14 protein-coding genes, 2 pseudogenes and 1 riboswitch are annotated in these 15,103 nt (G+C 61.6%); of the genes and pseudogenes, 10 read left to right on the top strand and 6 right to left on the bottom strand.

Features of this window, described 5'->3' with window-relative positions:
• Window positions 1–28: 28 nt before the first annotated feature.
• The 4 genes from A3AS_RS47720 to A3AS_RS0129100 all read left to right on the top strand — a co-directional run bounded on the left by A3AS_RS47720 (window position 29) and on the right by A3AS_RS0129100 (window position 2,310).
• On the top strand, window positions 29–262 hold the full coding sequence (locus tag A3AS_RS47720) for a PepSY domain-containing protein (RefSeq protein ID WP_026202473.1): 234 nt from the start codon (window positions 29–31) through the stop codon (window positions 260–262).
• A gap of 17 nt (window positions 263–279) precedes the next feature.
• On the top strand, window positions 280–1,188 hold the full coding sequence (locus tag A3AS_RS0129110) for a DUF1259 domain-containing protein (RefSeq protein ID WP_026202472.1): 909 nt from the start codon (window positions 280–282) through the stop codon (window positions 1,186–1,188).
• A 28-nt stretch (window positions 1,189–1,216) separates the two neighbouring features.
• Entirely contained in the window at window positions 1,217–1,813 is a 597-nt protein-coding gene (locus A3AS_RS0129105) for a superoxide dismutase (protein WP_018321031.1), read from the top strand.
• A 161-nt stretch (window positions 1,814–1,974) separates the two neighbouring features.
• Window positions 1,975–2,310, top strand: coding sequence for a hypothetical protein (locus A3AS_RS0129100; RefSeq protein WP_157644420.1), 336 nt, complete (start codon window positions 1,975–1,977; stop codon window positions 2,308–2,310).
• A 300-nt stretch (window positions 2,311–2,610) separates the two neighbouring features.
• On the opposite strand, the gene A3AS_RS0129095 is transcribed toward A3AS_RS0129100, so the two are convergent.
• On the bottom strand, window positions 2,611–2,901 hold the full coding sequence (locus tag A3AS_RS0129095) for a hypothetical protein (RefSeq protein WP_049815020.1): 291 nt from the start codon (window positions 2,899–2,901) through the stop codon (window positions 2,611–2,613).
• 83 nt (window positions 2,902–2,984) lie between these two features.
• On the opposite strand from A3AS_RS0129095, the gene A3AS_RS0129090 reads away from it, so the two are divergent.
• Both A3AS_RS0129090 and A3AS_RS0129085 read left to right on the top strand, forming a co-directional pair.
• Window positions 2,985–3,686: a hypothetical protein gene (locus A3AS_RS0129090; protein WP_018321028.1), complete on the top strand. Its 702-nt coding sequence runs from the start codon at window positions 2,985–2,987 to the stop codon at window positions 3,684–3,686.
• A 29-nt stretch (window positions 3,687–3,715) separates the two neighbouring features.
• Window positions 3,716–4,215 (top strand): annotated as a pseudogene (locus A3AS_RS0129085) (heme-binding protein).
• A gap of 599 nt (window positions 4,216–4,814) precedes the next feature.
• A riboswitch (Fluoride riboswitch) is annotated at window positions 4,815–4,875 on the bottom strand.
• Between the two features lie 320 nt (window positions 4,876–5,195).
• Here A3AS_RS0129085 and A3AS_RS0129080 read toward each other — a convergent pair.
• From A3AS_RS0129080 to A3AS_RS0129070, 3 genes are all read right to left on the bottom strand, one after another.
• Complete coding sequence (locus tag A3AS_RS0129080) at window positions 5,196–5,579, bottom strand: hypothetical protein (protein ID WP_157644419.1); 384 nt, start codon at window positions 5,577–5,579, stop codon at window positions 5,196–5,198.
• Window positions 5,580–5,609: 30 nt separating this feature from the next.
• Complete coding sequence (locus A3AS_RS0129075; RefSeq protein ID WP_018321026.1) at window positions 5,610–7,196, bottom strand: lipopolysaccharide assembly protein LapB; 1,587 nt, start codon at window positions 7,194–7,196, stop codon at window positions 5,610–5,612.
• Between the two features lie 323 nt (window positions 7,197–7,519).
• Window positions 7,520–8,566, bottom strand: a complete 1,047-nt coding sequence (locus A3AS_RS0129070; RefSeq protein ID WP_026202471.1) for a transglycosylase SLT domain-containing protein — start codon at window positions 8,564–8,566, stop codon at window positions 7,520–7,522.
• A 435-nt stretch (window positions 8,567–9,001) separates the two neighbouring features.
• Between A3AS_RS0129070 and A3AS_RS0129065 the strand changes: the two are divergent.
• Window positions 9,002–10,507: pseudogene (locus tag A3AS_RS0129065) on the top strand (glucan biosynthesis protein G).
• On the opposite strand, the gene A3AS_RS0129060 reads toward A3AS_RS0129065, so the two are convergent.
• Both A3AS_RS0129060 and A3AS_RS0129055 read right to left on the bottom strand, forming a co-directional pair.
• Window positions 10,489–11,601, bottom strand: coding sequence for a sugar ABC transporter substrate-binding protein (locus A3AS_RS0129060; protein WP_018321023.1), 1,113 nt, complete (start codon window positions 11,599–11,601; stop codon window positions 10,489–10,491). The pseudogene A3AS_RS0129065 and the gene A3AS_RS0129060 overlap by 19 nt on opposite strands.
• A gap of 114 nt (window positions 11,602–11,715) precedes the next feature.
• The gene (locus A3AS_RS0129055) at window positions 11,716–12,450 is read right to left on the bottom strand and encodes a DeoR/GlpR family DNA-binding transcription regulator (RefSeq protein WP_245283312.1); all 735 of its coding nucleotides are present in this window, start codon (window positions 12,448–12,450) and stop codon (window positions 11,716–11,718) included.
• Here A3AS_RS0129055 and A3AS_RS49315 point away from each other — a divergent pair.
• The 3 genes from A3AS_RS49315 to A3AS_RS0129045 all read left to right on the top strand — a co-directional run bounded on the left by A3AS_RS49315 (window position 12,355) and on the right by A3AS_RS0129045 (window position 15,072).
• Window positions 12,355–12,552, top strand: a complete 198-nt coding sequence (locus A3AS_RS49315; protein ID WP_245283313.1) for a hypothetical protein — start codon at window positions 12,355–12,357, stop codon at window positions 12,550–12,552. The two genes, A3AS_RS0129055 and A3AS_RS49315, sit on opposite strands and share 96 nt — an antisense overlap.
• A gap of 189 nt (window positions 12,553–12,741) precedes the next feature.
• Window positions 12,742–13,761, top strand: coding sequence for an ABC transporter ATP-binding protein (locus tag A3AS_RS0129050; protein ID WP_018321021.1), 1,020 nt, complete (start codon window positions 12,742–12,744; stop codon window positions 13,759–13,761).
• A 63-nt stretch (window positions 13,762–13,824) separates the two neighbouring features.
• Entirely contained in the window at window positions 13,825–15,072 is a 1,248-nt protein-coding gene (locus A3AS_RS0129045; RefSeq protein WP_018321020.1) for an ABC transporter substrate-binding protein, read from the top strand.
• Window positions 15,073–15,103 lie beyond the last annotated feature (31 nt).

Below are 15,103 nucleotides of genomic sequence, written 5' to 3'. Positions count from 1 at the left end.
GGTTGGGGACAACACCAGGAGAGCCAACATGCGTACACGTGCATTCCTTCAAGCAACTATCTTGCTCGCGGTGGCGAGCGGATGGACGCCCGCTCACGCCCTAACCCAGGACGAGCTGATCGCCAAGATTCAGGCGGCCGGCTACTCGCAGGTGCAAGACGTCAAATCGACGGCCGAAGGCATCACCGCCAATGCGGTGAAGGACGGCAAGCCGGTGAAGCTGGTCGTCGACAGCAGTGGCCAGATCAAAGAGCGGAATTGAGGTCGAGGAGCTGCACCATGAAAAGGACCATCTTGGCTGTGGTCGGCCTCGCCGTCTGCTTTTTCGCAATTCGCTTCGCGCCCTTCATCCCGGCGTATGCTCAAGATGCTGAATGGCAGAAGGTAGACGAGGCACTTGGCCGCAAGCCAGCGGTGTCTGACGACGTCCGCCGCTACGGCTTTCCCCGCAGCGACCTTTCCGTGACCTTGGATGGGGTGGCGATCAAGCCGGCGCTCGCCCTAGGCGGATGGGTCGCGTTCAAGCCCGCCCATAGCGGCGCCATGATCATGGGCGACCTAGTGCTGCTCGAAACCGAGATCAACCCGGTAATGGCGAAGATGATCGCGAGCGGCCTCGAGATCACGGCCGTGCACAATCATCTGCTGCGGGCGAGCCCGGCCACCTTCTACATGCACGTGGCCGGCCACGGGGACCCGGTCAAGCTTGCGTCGGCGATCCATGATGCGCTCGCCGAGAGCAAGACGCCGCTGACCGCCGCGGCGCCGTCGAGCCCGCCGCCGGCCATCGATGTCGACACGGCGAAGCTCGACCAGATCATCGGCGTAAAAGGCCAGGCCAATGGCGGCGTCTACCAGTTCAACGTCAAGCGGCGAGACCCGATCACGCAGGACGGCATGCCGCTGACCCCGGCCGGCCCGATGGGCGTCGCGATCGCTATCAACTTCCAGCCGACGGGAGGCGGGAAGGCCGCCATCACGGGCGACTTCGTGCTGACCGGTGACGAGGTTAACCCGGTCATCCTGGCGCTGCGGACACACGGCATCGAGGTGACCGCGCTGCACAGCCACATGCTCGACGAGCAGCCGAGGCTCTTCTTCATGCACTTCTGGGCGAACGACGACGCCGTGAAGCTCGCCGAAGGCCTGCGTGCGGCGCTCGACAAGACGGCCAGTACGAAGAGTTGAGCCGAAGCTTGAACGAAGGAGTCGCCTGATGCTCTACGAAACCAAGCCGCTGCCGTTCGATCCAAAATCGATCAGCGGTATCTCTGAAAAGGTGCTCGTCAGTCACTATGAGAACAACTACGGCGGCGCGGTGAAGCGGCTGAACGCGATCAGCGCGCAGCTCGCCGAGCTAGACTTCGCGAAGGCACCGAACTTCGTCGTCAACGGCCTGAAGCGCGAAGAGCTGATCGCGGCGAACTCGATGATCCTGCATGAGATCTACTTCGATGGTCTTGGCGGCGCCAGTAGGCCGGGCGGAGCGCTCGCCGAAGCGATCGTGCGCGACTTCGGCAGCATCGATCGATGGCGGTCGGAGTTCGCTGCGATGGGCAAGGCGGAGGGCGGTGGTTCAGGTTGGGTGATCCTCTCCTATTCCCCTCGCAACAAGCGGCTCGTCAACCAGTGGGCTGCCGATCATACGACGACGCTCGCTGGCGGTCGTCCGGTGCTGGTGCTCGACATGTATGAGCACGCCTATCACATGGACTTCGGCGCTGCGGCAGCCCGCTATGTCGACGTCTACATGGAGGCCATCCGTTGGGAAAACGCCTCCGCGCTCTACGATCGATACGCGAAGGAAATCTGAAGGATTATTGGGATGAGAAACATTGCCGTCGCTGTTTTGGCGCTGGCCTGTCTTGTCACCCCACAGGCGGCTGGGGCGCAAACTTGCAAGGTTTGCGCCAATCAGCGTGCCGCCTGCGTGAGAAACTACGCCGGGCCAGCATGCAAGACAGAGTACCAGATGTGTCGGAAGGCGTGCAAAAAGTGAGGCTGGCGGAATCGAACAGCCAACTTGCGAGGTGTCTTATCGGGGCACTCGCTACCGGCATCGGGGGACTGGTCGCCCTCGATGCCGGCTTTGCCGCAGCCGAAAGCGTTCGGGCGTTGACCGGCGCGCAGATCCGAGCGGCTTTCACCGGGAAGCAACTGACCGACGAGGTCCACTATCGGTTTGTTTATGACGGCGACGGGACGCTGCGAACTTACTCGATGGGTGTGAAGCAGGTCGGAAAATGGCGAATCCAGAAGGATGAAATTGTCTCTATATCAAGGACATGGGCGACGACTGCTATCGCGTGACACAAAGCGGCAAACGGTTTGAGCTGCAGCCAACGGGGCCCGGCGGTCCGATCGACGGCATATTGGAGCCAGCATTCAAAGGGGATGGGACGAAGTGATGACGGCGACGGGCATCGCTGATTGCCGTCACGGCCATCGTGGGTCCGGTCGCCCATCCGATTCTTCAGCCGGCTTGGTGCTCATCGGGCTCTGGGAGAAGTAACCATGCGCGTGGGGCTTCGGAATGGTGTGGCGGCGGAGCGAAGTGCGGCGATCGCTTCTACCGCTGCACATCCAATATCTCGAGTCTGGCGAGGGCGCCTATTGCCGATTCTTGTCGTCCGGATGAGCGCGCCAGTCGCGGCCGACAGTCTGATGGTCTTCGTTCGGCGTCGCCTGGCCGGCGTGATCGGCCTCCCCGCCCTGAGCCTTCCAGTCGCGTCCGATCGTGACGTCTTCCGCGCGGCTGCGGTCCTGCTCGCGCGACTGTTCCGACTGCTGCGGCGACTGAGGTTGCTGGACAGGGGTGGACTGCGCTTGTGCCGCGCCTCCACCGAATGCGAAGGCCAGTACGACAGAGGACAACAGGGCTGCCGATGCTGAATTTCTCATGATGATCTCCCTTCCTCGCTGGAGGTCTGCATCAACTCGCCGGGATGGGCTTGGTTCGTAAAGAGCGCGCTTAAGGACAGGATATGATGAAACGCAAATCGATCTGCCCATCTGTCCTTCCACGCAAATTCTTAGGCCGGGCGAAGTTTGCCTGGACGGTCATCCTGATTTTCTTGATGGGAGGTAACGCCGTGGCCAACACCCTGAACTTTGACAGCACTCCTGCCGGAATGCCGCCGGAAGGATGGACTTTGACTAAGACCGGCCGGGGACAATCGAAATGGACCGTTGAGGCCGACGCCACGGCGCCGAGCAAGCCGAACGTGCTCAAGCAATCCGGGCGGGCGACCTTCCCCGTGGCCATCAGGAGCGATTCCAACGTCCGTGACGGCTTCGTGGAGGTCAAATTCAAGGCGATCGCCGGCTCAGAGGATCGCGCCGCAGGCATCATCTGGCGCGCGAAAGACGCCGAGAACTACTACGTCGTGCGAGCCAACGCGCTGGAAGACAACGTGGTGCTCTACAAGACCATCAAAGGCGTCCGAACCTCGCTCGACATTGTCGGACGCAAGGGCGGCTATGGCATCAGTGCGCCGGTGGCGTCCGGGCAATGGCACACGCTGCGTTGCGACTTCATGGGAAGCCGGTTCAAGGTGACCTATGATGGAAAGCCCATATTCGAGGTGGAGGACGGCACGATTCCTGACGCCGGCATGATTGGCTTGTGGACCAAGGCCGACAGTTTGACCCTGTTCGATGATCTGGCATATGGCGAGATCAATTAGACCGCCGCTCAGCTCTGCCGGAGATAGTCATGGATGTGCGAGGTGTGTTAGTCGCGACCGCCCTGCTGACCTTCTTCGGCAGTCCCGCCCGGGCGACAGAGGCCATCGTCGTCTACAAATCGCTTAGTCCGGAGCTGGCCCTCGATTTGGCGCGCGCTGCTTTGGATAGCTGCCGTGGCCGTGGCTACCAAGTCGCGGTGGCAGTTGTCGATCGCTTCGGCGTCACTCAAGTGTTGCTCCGCGATCGCTTTGCGGGACCTCGCGCGCCCGTGACCGCTTCCGGCAAGGCATGGACGCCATGTCCTTCAAGACGAGCACGACCGAGCTGAATGCGGCCAGCCAGCCGGGCACGATGCAGGCAGGCATTCGCAATCTGCCAGGAGCGGTCATCATCGGAGGAGGACTGATCGTCGAAGCTGGCGGCTCTCTGGTCGGCGCAGTCGGAGTATCCGGGGCCCCCGGCGGCGACGCGGACGAAGCGTGCGCGAAAGCAGGGATCGAGGCGGTACGCGACCAACTGGAATTCTGACAGGCCGGTCCGGCCCCGTCGAGCCGAGCTAATTCGCGCTGTGCGTGTGAACAGGCCCATATAGCGGGAAGCAAGCTTCTCATATTCTTGACCGCGCATGATGGCCTGTCTTGCCGCCGGTTCACCCGCGAGGAATGTCAACAGGATCGCGCCCATTCCCGACAAGAACTTTACCCATGTCTGATCGGTGCCCAATATGGCAGAGCCTATTGTCGCGCCGATCACGAGCTGAGCGATGGTTCCCACTACGATTTCTGACAATGCAGTCGCGATGCGCAGCCAGATTGATATCAGGGTGGCCACGAGTGCGAGGCCGAGCCATAGAGCGGCCAAGGTCCAGATTTCAGTCGTGGCACTCTCCCGGCCTAAAGATTTGCCTCATCGCAAGATGGTGCCGCGCAATCAACGTACAGCCCGATCCGATCCAGGTTGAGAGCCAAACAAGTTCAGTCGCGTAACCAACTGAGTACGCAATCGTGTCGACCAACCATAGGGCAGGTACAAACCAACTTGCGAAAGGCAAGCAAAAAGGAAGCCCAGCCATTGTTCGCCCTTTCTCGGGCGCTGCTGGGAGCAAATAGGTCCCTACCGACGCCCTGCGTCTGGTAGGAGCCATCAGCATTGCAGCAGTTATCGGGGGACTCCATCCCCATCAATGTCTGGTGCGAATAGTAGGTCAGTTGCCAACGACGTCAAGCCACATTGCATGTGCCTGGCCGACTGAGGTCATCTTAGGGTCAACCTGTGAAGAGCTCAGGTTGAGCAAATCTGGCCCGCTCTGCCGCCATGAGCGGATCTCCGCCAGTCGAGGCGCAACTTCGCCGATGGGCCAAAAACGGACTTACGGCAGCCACGTGCCCGCCGGCGGGGGAATGGCGAGCGCTTCAAACGTAAAAGCCTTGGCAGGCGATTAGCCCATCTCTTCGCGATCAGCGCAGTGCTCGTCCTTCTTCCAAGAACCTGGCTGTTTCCTGACCCAACTATTTCACCCATAGTTTGAGCGGAACCGGCTGCCGATCAGGGCAAATCATCGTGCCTGTGTAGTAGTCTGACAGCCTTCCGGTGTAGGTGCATTCGACGCCAGAAAACGAAAATGTCGCGTTCAATCGCGATGCTAAGACTGACATCCGCAGGCGCATTTCGCCGATCCTCTCCTCCGGACCATCCTGAGTGCACAACCCGACGTGCTTCATCGTCAATGGTCCGGAGTACTCCTTTATGACTTGGCCGGAGGCCGCTTCCGTGACGGTGGCTGTCAACTCCCATTCGCCGAGGTGACCGGAATATCCGACAACCTCGAGCGATTGAGCGTTTCCCGCACTCGCAACAACGCCCAGAACGATCGCCAGCAATATTGATTTCACGTGTGCTCCCATGCCTCTCGTGCCCGTTTCTCAGCGCTTCATCAGAAATGCCCGCGCCTCGGCAACTTCCGTTCGGGTGCTATCAGCTGCATCAGCGATCGCTATGACCTTTTTATAGTATTGCTGAGCCTTGTTGGATTCGCCGGACTTTTCCGCCGCCTTGGCTGCGCCTACGTAAGCGCCGAGCCGGTTTGGCTCCTTCCGCAGCGTTGCTTCAAATGCCCCAAGCGCTTCATTTGCCTTGCCGCTCTCAAGCAGCATTTCTCCATAGAGTTCGCGCGCCGGTTTAGGCACTCCCGGCGTCACTGGATGCTTCTCCGTTTTGTCCTCGGCAGCGGCGGCGGCGCTCATGGCATTCAGCGCAGCGTCACGATTGTCTTCGGCGAAAAGCTGCCAAGCCGTCGCAACCTGCCGCTCAATTTCGACCTGTTCGGCCCAATAGGTGTCCTTGGCGGCACGTAGCTTGTCGCGCAGTTCGGCGAGTTTGGCGATGTGGGCCTTCGCGACTTCTGGCTCGCCTGCACGGGCCGCGCCCAGCGCCCGCACGAAATAGGTTACCGCCTGCACGTGAGGCAGCAGGCTGGGACGAACCTCAAGCGCCGCAGCAGCCTTCCAATCGCCGCGCTCCACTGCATAGCGTGCCGGCGAGGCGGCCAGCGCGTATGGCCCGGCGATAAAAGTCTCGGTGAAGCCTGTGACCCCCTTCATCTCGTCGACAACGGCTGCTGCGTTCTCGTCCTGCCCGAGTTGCAAATAGGCGTAGACGAGGTAATCCATTGCGTGCAGCTGATCGTGGCCCTCTTTGTCCGCTCTCGCCACACGCGACGATTCGGTGTTGGAAGCAATCGACTCCCTCCAGTATCCGACGCGGGTAAAGATGTGGGACGGCATATGTTGGGCGTGGGCTGCCGCTGGTGCAACCTTGGCGTAGCGTCGCGCAGCCTCGAGCCCTTTTTCGGCAATTGGCGGATAATCGTAAAGATGAATCAAGTAGTGCGCCACGCCGGGATGTTGGGGCTGCCGTATTGCGATCGGCTCAAGGATTGCCGCACCCTTGAGCTGGTTAGTGTAGGTTTTGTCGGCCGGCGACGCCGAGGTGTTGAGGGCCAGCGCATAGTAGATCTGCGCTTCGTCATCGTTTTGATACCGCTGCGCAAGTTGCTCCATGGCCTTGGCGTAAGCCAGCATGCGCGTGCGATGATCGACCTTGTCGTAGTCGGCGTACATGGCACTAAGCGCATCGAGGTAGTCGCGTTCGCGCTGGGTCTTGGCGCCGATGAGCTTTCCTTTTGCGATCGCCTCAGCACCCTCGGCGAGGTTTTTCGCGGGGGTGGGAACGTGGGGATTCCACAAGAGGCTGAGGGCAATGCCCCAGTATGCGATGCCGCACTCCGGATCGGCCTTCAGAGCATCTCCGAACGCGTGCTGCGACGCGCGGTACCAGAACGAGTGCTGGTACAGCATCCCGCGATCGAAAAGCTTCTGCGCCTCCGGCTTGCACGATGTTTCGAAATGCACCGTACCGAGCTGATCGCCGTCCGATTCTGCTAACGAAGGTTGTGCAAACGAAAGGCCCAACACAACCGTAGCCGCGATAGCGAATGGCGTCTTGATCATGACCTGCCTCCACGCGAGAACTAACTTTGCGAGGCGCGCATTCTAAGCCTGTTCACACAGGCCGACCATGCAATTCCGTTCGGAGAAGAGCCAGAGATGGACGTGGCCGTGTGGCACGTCAGCTGTCCTGACATTGGACCTGCGCTTAGCTCGTCGACAAAGCGCAGAACACGTCGCGCCAGCTGGCGCAGTCAAACTGCGATGCGTCACGCCAGCTTTGGGTCATTGCGGGCGTCGGCTCAAGCAGTGCGGATGGTCAGCTACGGGGCATGAGCGGACTTGGTATAGCCTGCAAGCGGTGGCAGGGCCTGCCGAAAACGGATTTATTGGCTTGCCGCCGCAGCGGCAGTCGCCACATATTTCGTGTAGAATTCGGCGACCCGGCCGCGCCACATACCGACGAACGCCTCTGAAGTCACGTTGTCCACCGATTTCCAAGTACGCTTGAACGCTGGAAGTGCATTGCCCCAGATAGCGCGTTTGCACCACCTTCCGCCCTTCTCCTTGCCTTCGCTGGTGGCGCACATGGATTTCCAAGCGATGCGAGCGGGCTGGCTGATGTGCTCAGCGGCGCCTTCCCAGCCCTGCTGATGGATCAGGTAAAGATCGCTCAAATCCGGCTTCCGGTGCGTGATCCACTCGAACAGGATGCCTTCCGTAATGACCTTATAGGCGGCCGCAACGGCGTTATCCCTCGGACTGCGAATCTGCCCGAAGCCGAACTTCCCGAACTCATATTGGCTCAGCTGAAACAGGCCGATATACGACCCGGTGCGTTGATTGGGATTGAAACCGGATTCGATCTTGGCAACCGCCATCATGAAATTGAAATCGAGACCAAACGCGTCGGAAGCGCGCTTGATCTCTTCGGCCGGCGTTCCGACTGGGATGTCCTTGAACGAACGCAAGACGATCTCCGCCGGTTTCTCGGCGGACGGCAGTTCAGACCAGACGTAGTAGACCAGATAACGGAAATCCGGCGTCGACGCCGCTTTCGGAGTATCGTTGGACGCATCGCGTCCTGCCGGCAGCGGTTTGACGATATCCTGCCCCAACGACGCCAATTTGGTCGTGACGGGTTCATCGACGATCTCGGCTCCGGTGCTCAACGGCCCGGAACCTGCTGACGTCACCGAGCCCAGCTTGGCTCCTTCTGCCCGAAGCGCTATCGCAAGTCTGGCCGATGCCTCGGCGTACAAGGCGGGCGTCACCATGTTCGCAGGAGCCGCCATGTTCTCGGGAGCCGCTATGTTCGCTGCAGCGCCCAGTATGACATTCGGCCCCGTCCCGGCCGGCCTGTTACCGGCGGCTAGATAAAGTCCCACGGATGCGACCGCAGCCGCGATGCAGCTCGTCTGCCAAACCTTCATTGCCCGAAGTCCACGGATGGCTTCTGTACAAAGGCTGTTCGCATGTTCCTGCGGTCTGTGGTGAGTCCTCCTTCGTAAAATCTTAAGGTTTAAATGTGGTGAATGAGAGCAGACCTTCTGCCTCGTCACTCATCCTTGGCGGGAGACGCTGTGGGTCGGCTATGGGCCAGAAGCGTCGCTCAGCGGGCATCACCGTGAAAGTCAGGCTACGCGCCAATAGGCGACAATTGGATGAGAGAAATCCACCAACTGCGGGCGGGCCTCCGTTGAACCTGATCAACCAGCACGTTTTGAGGCACCGGAACCCCGGATTCCGGCAGATGCCCGTGATTGGGCTGCTCAACTTTCCTCCCGCCAGTGATGGCCGGTCGGGTCGAACTCGCGGGCGCGGTGGCCGTTGCTTGGCCGCGATAGCAGTAGCGAGTAGGAGAACCCGTGAACCGACGCCAGTTTGTTCGAGGGTCGGCGTTGCTGCCGGCATTGTTGCTCGCTTCGCGGAGCGGTTTCGCTGCTGCTGGCCCGCCGGAGGGCGCGTTCGGTCCTTCCACCGTGAGGGACCTCGCCCGTATGCTGGGGCGCAAACCGTACGAGGCGCCAGATGAGAAGCTGCCAGGCGGGTTGAAGAACCTCGACTACGATCAGTACCGTTCGATCCGCTTCCAGCCCGAGCGCGCCCTTTGGCGCGGCAAGAATCTTCCGTTCGAGGCGCAGCTCTTCCATCGCTGCTTCTTCTACAAGAACAGGGTGAGCATCTTCGAGGTCGCGGACGGAAAGGCTACCGACCTCAAGTACCGCAAGGCGGACTTTTCCTTCGGCGAGAAGTTCCCGCCGTTCGAGGACAGCGATCTCGGGTGCGCGGGCTTCCGCATCCATGCGCCGATGAACCGTCCCGACTATTACGAGTCTGCGTCTTCCTGGGCGCGACCTACTTCCGCGCTGTCGCCAAAGGGCAGACATACGGCCTTTCCGCCCGGGGACTGTCGATCGATACGGGCGAAGCAAAGGGCGAGGAATTTCCGCTCTTCAAGGCCGTCTGGCTCGAGCGGCCGGCTTCGGGTGCAACTTCGATGGTGATCCACGCTCTTCTCGACAGCAAGAGCTGCGCGGCAAGCTACCGCTTCACTGTGCGGCCGGGCGAAACCACGGTGTTCGACGTCGAAATGTCAGTCTATCCGCGGGTCGAAATGCAGCGGGCCGGTCTCGCGCCGATGACCAGCACGTTCTTCTACGGTCCGAACGACGCAACGATATCGACGACTTCCGCCCGTCGGTCCACGATTCCGACGGCCTCGCGATCTTCAACGGGAAGGGAGAAAGCCTCTGGCGGCCGCTCAACAATCCCCGCGATCTCCAGATCAGCACGTTTCAGGATCTAAATCCCCGCGGGTTCGGGCTGATGCAGCGGGAGCGAAACTTCTTCGCCTATCAGGACATCGAATCCAGCTTCGAAAAACGCCCCAGTCTCTGGATGGAGCCGATCGGCGATTGGGGCGAGGGCGGGGTCGTTCTGTTCGAGATCCCGACGAAGGAAGAGGTTCACGACAACATCGCCGCACTCTGGCGCCCGAAGAATCCGCTACAGGCCAAGGGCGAACACAACTACACCTATCGACTGCACTGGGGACCTGATAGCCCGAAGCCGCATTCGCTGGCCCGCTTCACGCGAAGCGGAATAGGGGCGAGGGGCGAAGACGCCCGCCTCTTCGTCCTCGATCTGTTCGGCGACAACCTGAAGGGCGTCGATCCTGCCGGCGTCAAAGGGGTCGTGACGGCGGAAAAGTCCGAGGTGAAGAATATCGTCACGCAGCCCAATCCCTACACCGGCGGTTGGCGGCAGAGCTTCCAGTGCCAGGTGAAGGGAGAGCCGATCGAGCTGCGGGCATTTCTGACAGAGGGCGACAAACCCTTGTCGGAAGTCTGGTCTACCGATGGGCTCCCTGAACACAGCGCTCCAGCCGGTCGCCGGCGATAACGCGCCTTCGCGGCAGAGGCGGAGCTGCCTGCGATCGCGAGCCGCACTGCCATGCTGCTTCCCACCTACAACGAAGATCCTTCCACACCGAGGTGCGGTTGACACCCGAGCGCTTGGTGGGACCGGCGAACTTATGCGCGGTGCGCGCCTGGGTCTCGGCGCTCGCGGCCCACTGGATGAACAGCCAGGTCGCTTTCCGCTTCTTCTCCGGCAGCGCGGAATTGATCGGAAAGCCCCAGTTCCAGATCGACGTGGTGCGCTTGCCCGAGGGCCCCTTGGGCCAGCGGGCATAGGCGACCTTGCCGATCACCTTGGACTTCTCAGGATTGTTGATGACCGAAGCCGACGAATGCGCGTCGATGTAGCTGGCGACGGTACCTTGCGAGAAGGCGTCGGCGACATCCGGCCAATTCCAGTTGGCGGCTGCCGTCGGCGCGTACTTCTTCATGATGTCGACGTACCAGGCGAGCGCCGCCTCGGCCTCGGGGCCATTGACAGTGAGCTTGCCGCCCTTCATCCAGTCGCCGCCGAACTCGCGGAAGATCGACGGATAGATGTACATGTTCTGGCCGGCACCGGCGACGCCGCGCAGCGCAGCCCCCCAGACGCGATCGTTCGGCGTGTTCAACGCCGCGGCATTGGACATGTAGGCTTCTAGTGTGTCGGCCGGCTTCAGGCCTTTCGCGTCGTAGAGGTCCTTGCGATAGACCTGAATGGTGACTTCACCGTCATAGGGCATGCCGTAGAGCTTGCCGTCGATGCCGTTGGCGCTGCGCCAGGCCGGAATGATGTCGTCGAGCTTGAACCAGGCCGGATCGGTCAGCGATTTGTCTGCGAGGTAAGTGTCGAGCGGCTCGACCCATTTGTTCGCGGCATAGAGCGCGTAATACATGGGATCGGCAGCGTGGGTTGCGTAGGTGCCCGTCTTCGAGGTCAGGTCGATGACGCTCTTCTGCCGGATCTGCGCCGGCGGGATCTTCTCGAAGCGGACGTCGATGCCGGTGAGCGCCTTGAACTGCGGCGCCAGTGCAATGAGGTTTTCGAAATAGCTCGCCGGGATCACGGCGACCGTGATGGTCTCGCCGGAAACCTGCTGCCAGCGCGGAGCGGGGAACGACCGCGGACCTCGCCTCCGGGAGGCGCGATCAAGCCGAGCAGCGATCAGATGCAGTGTCGGCTAGATGTCGCCGAGGAGCTCGAAATCTGCGCGAGCGTCGCCGGCCGTATGGATCTGGCCGCTATATCGTTGTGCGCTCAGCTCGAACGCTGCCGGCAATCGGTCGTCGATAACGAGATGGTGGCACTCGTCGAGGTGGCCGCCGCGAACCGTCGCATTGCGCCCGAATTTGGTGATGTCGGCCACGAGCACGGACGTTCGTGAATTGGCGGCGATGGATTGGCGTGCCTTGACTTCATCGACATGGAAGTCGAGCAGCGAGCCGTCCGCATCGACGCCGCCGACGCCGAAGATTCCGAAGTCGGCGCGAAATCCAGAGAAGAAATGCACGGCGGCCTCGCCGATGATGTCGCGGTCGAGCGGCCGCAGCGTGCCGCCGGCGATGGTGATCTCCACGTCCGGATTGTGCGAGAAGGCTGCGGCCACGTTCAGGCTGTTGGTGATCACCCGCAGATCCCGTCGGCGGGAAAGTGCCTGCGCGACATATTCGGGAGTCGTGCCGAGCCCGATCATCAGCGACGTCCCGTCGGGAATGAGTTTGGCGGTCGCAAGCGCGATCCGCCGCTTGGCTTCGGCGTTCAGCCTGTGCCTGCTGCTGTAGGCGAGGTTCTGATTCTGGACGGGGAGGCTGACCCCACCATGCACGCGCCGAAGCAATCCCTGGTCGCAGAGCGCATTCACAAGGCGGCGGATAGTCTGCTGGGTCACTTCGAAACGCGCCGCAAGCTGCTCGATGGAAGCGAAGCCTTGCTCGCGCACGATCTCCAGTATGTGGACCTGACGTGTCCTGGCGCTCCTGGCCATGAGCCCTCCGTTCGCGACAAAAATATCATTTGAAGGGGCAAGAGGCAATTTTCTGTTTCATATGGTGCCACACTATGTTCATATGAACATAATAGCTGCTACGCCGATGAATGAGCGTGGCTCGAGGGAGGACGCATGTACTGGTCTTTGACCGGCACTGTGCTGCTCCGTTGGAGCGAGCCGCCATCAGCGTAGCTGCATCATGCTGAGAGCGAACCGGCCATGTCGGCGATTACGCTGAATCATGTCTCCAAGTCGTGGGGCGCGATGCGCGCCGTCGATGACATCAGTCTGACGGCGGACGAGGGCTCGCTGCTGGTGCTGCTGGGGCCGTCCGGCTGCGGCAAGTCGACCACATTGCGGCTGATCGCCGGGCTCGAGGAGGCCGATGCCGGCACGATCGCCATCGGCGGCGTGGACGTGACCCGCCTGTCGCCGGCGGACCGGAAGATCTCCATGGTCTTCCAGTCCTATGCGCTGTTCCCGCATTTGAGCGTGGCCGAGAACATCATTTTCGGCCTGCGCGTGCGGCGGGTGTCGCGCGCCGAACGCGACGCCCGGCTTCGTCTCGTCGCCGACATCGTTGGTCTTGCGCATCTGCTCGATCGCAAGCCGTCGCAATTGTCGGGAGGGCAGCGCCAGCGCGTCGCGCTGGGACGCGCCATCATCGCCGAGGCGCGGGTCTGTCTCATGGACGAGCCGCTGTCCAACCTGGACGCCAAGCTGCGGCACGAGATGCGAACGGAAATCCGCGCGTTGCAGCAGCGCCTTGGCATGACGATGGTCTACGTGACCCATGATCAGACCGAAGCCATGACGATGGCGGACCGCGTCGTCCTGATGCGCGATGGCCGTATTGAGCAGAACGGCTCGCCGGAAGAGCTCTACAACAGGCCGGCGACGGCGTTTACGGCGCGTTTCATCGGCACACCGCCGATGAACCTGGTGCGTCAGGGCGATCATCTGATCGGCATCCGGCCGGAGCACATTCGCATCGTGTCCGGTGGCGATCATGCCGCGCGGGTCAAGGCCGTCGAGCATCTCGGAGCCGACAGCATCGTGCTGTGCGACATCGACGGTCAGCCGATCTCGGTGCGGCTCGACGGGTTTAGCAAGGTTCAGCCCGGCGAGGATGTTCGGCTCGCCTGGGAGGCCGGTCACGAGCATCGGTTCGATCCGGCTACGGAATGCCGATGGGAAACTTCAGCCAGGGAGGGCCGGCTGGCGACCTCCGCTGGATAGCAGCGGTGGTTTCAGGCGCTCGGCGGATTACAGAGGGAGAGAGAGATGTTTGCGCGACGAACGATGTTGATGGCAGCCGCACTTGCCGTGCTCTCGATGCGTCCCGCCGCTGCGGTGGATCTGACGATGTACTATCCGGTCGCGGTCGGAGGTCCCGTCACCAAGATCATCGATGACATGGTCTCACGTTTCGAGAAGGACAATCCGGACGTCAAGGTAACGGCAGTCTATGCCGGCAACTACACGGACGCGATGACCAAGGCGATGACCGCCATGAAGGGCGGACAGCCGCCGCAACTGTCGGTCCTGCTGTCGACCGACGTCTTCACCCTGATGGACGAGAACGCCATCGTTCCGTTTGATGACCTCGTCGGCGACAAGGCCTGGTTCAAGGAATTCTATCCCGCGTTCATGGCCAACAGCCAGGTGGACGGCAAGACCTGGAGCATCCCGTTCCAGCGTTCGACCATCGTGCTGTACTGGAACAAGGACGCCTTCAAGGAAGCCGGCCTCGATCCCGAGAAGGCGCCGGCGTCCTGGGACGAAATGGTCGAGATGTCGAAGAAGCTGGTCAGGAAGGACGGCGCCAACACGACGCGTTGGGGCGTCGAGATCCCGACGACCGGCTACGGCTACTGGATGCTGCAGGCGCTCGCCATTGAGAACGGCCAGAAGATGATGAACGAGGCCGGCACCGAGGTGTATCTCACCGCGCCGAAGACGGTCGGCGCGCTCGACTACTGGGTCGACCTGTCGCGCAAGCGCAACGTCATGCCGACCGGCAGCATCGACTGGGCGACGCTCCGCACCGACTTCCTCGAAGGCAAGACGGCGATGATGTGGCACACGACGGGCAACCTCACGGCGGTCAAGGACGCCGCGAAATTCCAGTTCGGCGTGGCCATGCTGCCGGCCAAGGAGCGGCGGGGATCGCCGACCGGCGGCGGCAGCTTCTACATCTTCAAGAGCGCTTCGGCCGAGCAGCAGAAGGCCGCCGTCAAGTTCATCCAGTGGATGACGGCGCCCGAGCGTGCGGCGGAATGGAGCATGAAGACCGGCTACGTCGCGGTGTCGCCGGCCGCCTACAAGACCAAGGCGATGGAAGACTACGCCAAGGGCTTTCCGCAGGCGACCGTCGCGCGCGATCAGCTCGAGCATGCCGTGCCGGAGCTCTCCGTCCACGAGAACGGTCGCATCTACAAGTTCGTGAACGATGCCGTGCAGGCTGCGGTCACGGGCTCGCAGAAGCCGCAGGAAGCGCTGGCCGCAGCGCAGGCGCAATCCGACCGCGTGCTGCGCGCCGCCAAGTAAGCGCAAAGTAAGGGACATGGCGGGGTGGCGG

It is taken from the genome of Bradyrhizobium sp. WSM2793 (assembly GCF_000379585.1).
Classification (GTDB): Bacteria; Pseudomonadota; Alphaproteobacteria; order Rhizobiales; family Xanthobacteraceae; genus Bradyrhizobium.
This window is presented reverse-complemented; position numbering and strand designations above follow the sequence as displayed.